This window comes from Streptomyces sp. PU-14G (genome assembly GCF_041028275.1).
In the GTDB taxonomy this organism is placed as follows: domain Bacteria; phylum Actinomycetota; class Actinomycetes; order Streptomycetales; family Streptomycetaceae; genus Streptomyces.
In genome coordinates, this window is the sequence record NZ_JASKYT010000494.1 from 1 (window position 1) to 4,436 (window position 4,436).

The window sequence follows — 4,436 nt, forward strand, 5'->3', positions numbered from 1 at the left end:
GGGAAGGAGGGGCGGGTCGGGCGGTGTCGGGCGGGGCGCGCCGGAAGACCGGGATGCGTCATTCCGTTATGCCCATTTCGCGCCGCTATGTACCCTGAGTGGAGCACGGACGTTCCTCGGGCAGAGGGAAGGCGGATTCATGGCTTCGGTCGGCGGAGTGCCCTGTTGGGTGAGTCTGATGACCCCCGATCAACGGGCCGCCGAAGAGTTCTACGGACCCGTGCTGAGCTGGACCTTCCAGGCCTACTCCGACGGCCCCGACGCCCGCATCGCCACGGTGGACGGACAGCCGGTGGCCGGCCTCAACCAGCTGGCCGAGGGCACGGGCCCCGAGGCCGAGCGCTGGTCGGTGTACTTCCACGTCGAGGACGCCGACGTGGTCGCGGAGCGCATCACCGAGCGCGGCGCCACCGTCGCGGTCGGCCCGCTGCGCACGGGAGGAGGCCGCGCCGTCATCGCGGCGGACCAGTGGGGCGCGCCGTTCGGGCTCTGGCAGGGGGACGGACCCGCTTCCTGGGGCGTGGGCACGGGCCCCGCGCCCGCCTGGCTCCAGCTGCACACCCGCGACGCCTTCGCCGCCGCGGTCTTCTACGGAGAGATCTTCGACTGGATGAACGACCCCAGCCACGGGGTCACCTATGAGGAGCAGTACGACGAGATCGTGGTCAGGGTGGATGGGCACCCGGTGGCCGGGCTGCGGGGCGGCGCACTGGAGTCGCCGCCGGACCCGCGGATCCGGACCCGGTGGGAGCCGTACTTTCGGGTACCCGATCTTGACGCGGCGGTCGACGCCGCGGAACGGGAGGGCGGCGAGGTCGTCACGCCGCCCAGGGAAGGACCCCTGGGGCGGACGGTTACCCTCCGTGACCCCAAGGGCGCCTCCTTCTGTCTGCTCAGCACGTAAGGAGCACACCATGCAGGAGAACGACAAGAACGGCCCGATCCAGGACGACGAGGCCAAGAAGCGCCTCCAGGGCGACCTGCGTTCCAACCGTGAGGAGGGGCGTGAGATGGAGCCGTCGGCCGAGGACCAGCCCGAGGCCGACCGCGACCCCCGCGCCCTGCGGACCGGCGGCACACCCGCCGGGATGGACTCGCGTGACGTGGAACTGCGCTCCGAGATCGCGCAGCACCTGGGCCGTCACCTGTACCCGACGGGCCGCGAGGAGGTACTGGACACGCTGCGGGCCGAGCACGCCCCCGACCGGCTCGTCGAGCTGGCGAAGGACCTGCCCGCCGACACCCGGTACGCCAACGTCCAGGAACTGGTACAGGCGCTGGGCCTGCACACCGAGGCCCGCCGCAGCTGACGGCGGCCGGCCGCCCCCGGCCGGCGCCGTTCCCCACGCGCCGGCCGGAGGCGGCCCGCTCACGCCGCGCGCCCATGCCGCGCGCCCATGCCGCGCGCCCGGGTCTCGGCCGCTCGTGCCGCCCGCCTGGGCCCCGGCCGCTCGTGCCGCGCGCCCGGATCTCGGCCGCTCGTGCCGTGCGCCTGGGCCCCGCCCACGCCGCGCGCCCACGCCGCGCGCCCACGCCGCGCGCCCACGCCGCGCGCCCACGCCGCGCGCCCGGGTCTCGGCCGCCCACGCCGCGCGCCTGGCCCCCGCCCGCGCCCGGGCGGTGAACCTCGTGTCGCACGTACCACCCGTTCGGGGGGACATGCAGGACGCGTCGGGCGGGCAACGGGGACCGATGAGGATTTTGCGGGACGTCGAGAGCAGGATGGAACGGATTTCCACCTCCCTGTGGGGGCTGCTGCGCCGCCGGAGCGGTGAGGAGCCGGTCGAGGTGGTCGGGATGCTGCGCCGCGCGTGCGACAGCAACGCGGTGATCGTCGGCCGGGGCCGCACCGTGGTGCCCAACTCCTTCGTGCTGGAGCTGCCCGCCGACAGCTACGCCCGGCTGGAGAGCGAGGCGGGTGCCGTGGGTGAGCGGCTCGCCTCGGAGGTGCGACGGCACGCGGCGCAGCGGCACTTCAGCTTCGCGGGCCCGGTCGCCGTCCGGCTGCGGCCGCCCAGGGACGGCCACGAGCCGCTCCGCTACCGCCTCCACAGCAGCATCACCCCCCGCCCCTGACGCCGTCCGGCGGGGATGAACGCACAAACTCCAACACGAAGACGCGTCCTCGCCATTGACACCCCCTGACCCCCTCCCTACTGTCACCCTCGCGATTTCGAACGACTGACGAAATATCGAACACGTCGGCGCCGCGACCTCGGTGCGGCAGCGAGTGACAGGGAGCGGCTCTCGTGCGTATCACCGGCATCAGCACCCATGTGGTCGGCACCCCTTGGCGGAACCTGACCTACGTCCAGGTCCACACCGACGAGGGCCTCACCGGCGTCGGCGAGACCCGGATGCTGGGCCACACCGACGCGCTGCTCGGCTATCTGCGCGAGGCCGAGGCCAACCACATCGCGGGCTCCGACCCGTTCCGCACCGAGGACCTGGTGCGGCGCATGAAGTACGGGGACTACGGGCGGGCCGGCGAGATCGTGATGTCCGGCATCGCCTGCGTCGAGACGGCCTGCTGGGACATCAAGGGCAAGGCGCTGGGCGTGCCCGTCTGGCAGCTGCTGGGCGGCAACGTCACCGACAGTGTGCGGGCGTACGCCAACGGCTGGTACACCACCGAACGCACCCCCGAGGCCTACCACCGCGCCGCCAAGGACGTCATGGCCCGCGGCTACCGCGCCCTGAAGATCGACCCGTTCGGCACCGGGCACCTCGAACTCTCCCACCAGGACACGCGCTACGCCGTCTCCCTCATCGAGGCGGTCAGGGACGCGATCGGGCCCGACGCCGAGCTGATGCTGGAGATGCACGGACGCTTCGCCCCGGCCACCGCCGTGCGACTGGCCCGCGAGATGGCACCGTTCCGGCCCGCGTGGCTGGAGGAGCCGGTGCCGCCGGAGAACCTCAGGGCACTGGCGAAGGTCGCCGAGAAGGTCGAGACACCGGTGGCCACCGGCGAGCGCATCCACGACCGGATCGAGTTCCGCGAACTGTTCGAAAGCCAGGCCGCCGACATCCTCCAGCCCGACCTCGGCCACCTCGGCGGCATCGCCGAGACCCGCAAGTTGGCCGCCACCGCCGAGACCCACTACATGCTGCTCGCCCCGCACAACGTGGGTGGCCCGGTGCTGACCGCCGCCAGCCTCCAGGTCGGCTTCGCCACCCCCAACTTCAAGGTCCTGGAACACTTCAACGACTTCGCCGACGCCGAGATCCAGCAGGTCGTCAAGGGCGCCCCCCGGGTCGATCCCGAGACCGGCTGCTTCGCCCTGAGCCACGCCCCCGGACTCGGCGTCGAGCTGGACGTCGAGGCGGCGGCCGCATTCCCGCAGCAGCGGGCCCACTTCGACCTGTGGGCCGAGGGCTGGGAGACGCGGAACCCCACGGGCGGCACCCGGTGAGCGGGGGCGCCGCCGTCCTCCTCGACGCACCGGGCACCGTCCGCCTCGCCCCGCACACGCCGCGCCCGCCGGGCCCGGGCGAGGCCCAGGTGCGGGTGCACGCGGCCGGGATCTGCGGCAGCGACCGCGAGCTGTACCTGGGCAGCCGCCCCGCGCCGTACGCCCGCTATCCCGTCACGCCGGGGCACGAGTGGTCGGGCACCGTCGTCGAGGTCGGCGCGGGGGTGCCCGAGGCGCTGGCGGGCCGCAAGGCGGTGGGGGAGGGGTTCCGCAACTGCCAGGTGTGCGCGCGCTGCCGCACCGGCCAGACCACGCTGTGCGAGGCCGGATACGCCGAGACGGGCTTCACCGAGCCAGGCGCCATGGCCCCCACCCTCACGCTGCCCGCCCGGCTGCTGCACCCGCTGCCCGACGAGGCGGACCTGGACGCCGCCGCGCTGCTGGAGCCGGCCGCGTGCGTGGCCGCCGCCGCGCTGCGCGCCGGGGTGCGACCCGGCGACCGGGTGGCCGTCGTGGGGGACGGCACGCTCGGCATGCTGGCGCTCAGGCTGCTGGCGGCAGGATCGCCCGCCGAGCTGCTGGCGACCGGGGCGCGGCCCGAACGCGCCGCGCTCGCCGCCGCGTTCGGCGCCACCGGCTACCGGCACCACCAGGAGACCGACGGCCTCGGCGGCTACGACGTCGTCGTCGAGGCGGCGGGCGCGGCCGGGTCCGCACGGCAGGCGGCCGGGCTGCTGCGGCGCGGCGGCCGGCTCGTGCTCACCGGCCTGCCGCCCGCGGCGGGCCCCGGGCTCGATCCGGCCGCGCTCGTGCTCGGCCAGGCCGAGGTGCACACCGTCTTCGGGGCGCCGCCCGCCGCCTGGGCGCACGCGGTGCGCACGTTCGCCTGCGGGCTGCTCGACCCGTTGCCGCTGGTCACCCACAGGTTGCCCCTGCACGACTTCGAGAAGGCCGTCGCCCTCACCGGCGGCGGCGATCCGGCGGTCGGCAAGATCCTGCTCCACCCCTGAAGACCCCCGC

The 4,436-nt window shown here is 74.3% G+C and carries 5 protein-coding genes; all 5 read left to right on the plus strand.

The genetic code is table 11. From position 1 onward, the window contains the following. The first annotated feature begins 178 nt into the window (after positions 1-178). The 5 genes from AB8Z75_RS32170 to AB8Z75_RS32190 all read left to right on the plus strand — a co-directional run bounded on the left by AB8Z75_RS32170 (position 179) and on the right by AB8Z75_RS32190 (position 4,426). The gene (locus AB8Z75_RS32170) at positions 179-904 is read left to right on the plus strand and encodes a VOC family protein (protein WP_369208229.1); all 726 of its coding nucleotides are present in this window, start codon (positions 179-181) and stop codon (positions 902-904) included. A 10-nt stretch (positions 905-914) separates the two neighbouring features. Continuing rightward, on the plus strand, positions 915-1,310 hold the full coding sequence (locus tag AB8Z75_RS32175; protein WP_369208231.1) for a DUF2795 domain-containing protein: 396 nt from the start codon (positions 915-917) through the stop codon (positions 1,308-1,310). A gap of 382 nt (positions 1,311-1,692) precedes the next feature. Next, complete coding sequence (locus tag AB8Z75_RS32180) at positions 1,693-2,076, plus strand: DUF3662 domain-containing protein (protein WP_369208233.1); 384 nt, start codon at positions 1,693-1,695, stop codon at positions 2,074-2,076. A 173-nt stretch (positions 2,077-2,249) separates the two neighbouring features. Continuing rightward, entirely contained in the window at positions 2,250-3,416 is a 1,167-nt protein-coding gene (locus AB8Z75_RS32185) for a mandelate racemase/muconate lactonizing enzyme family protein (protein ID WP_369208234.1), read from the plus strand. Next, positions 3,413-4,426, plus strand: coding sequence for a zinc-binding dehydrogenase (locus AB8Z75_RS32190; protein ID WP_369208236.1), 1,014 nt, complete (start codon positions 3,413-3,415; stop codon positions 4,424-4,426). The genes AB8Z75_RS32185 and AB8Z75_RS32190 overlap by 4 nt, the downstream gene beginning before the upstream one ends. Positions 4,427-4,436: the final 10 nt, after the last annotated feature.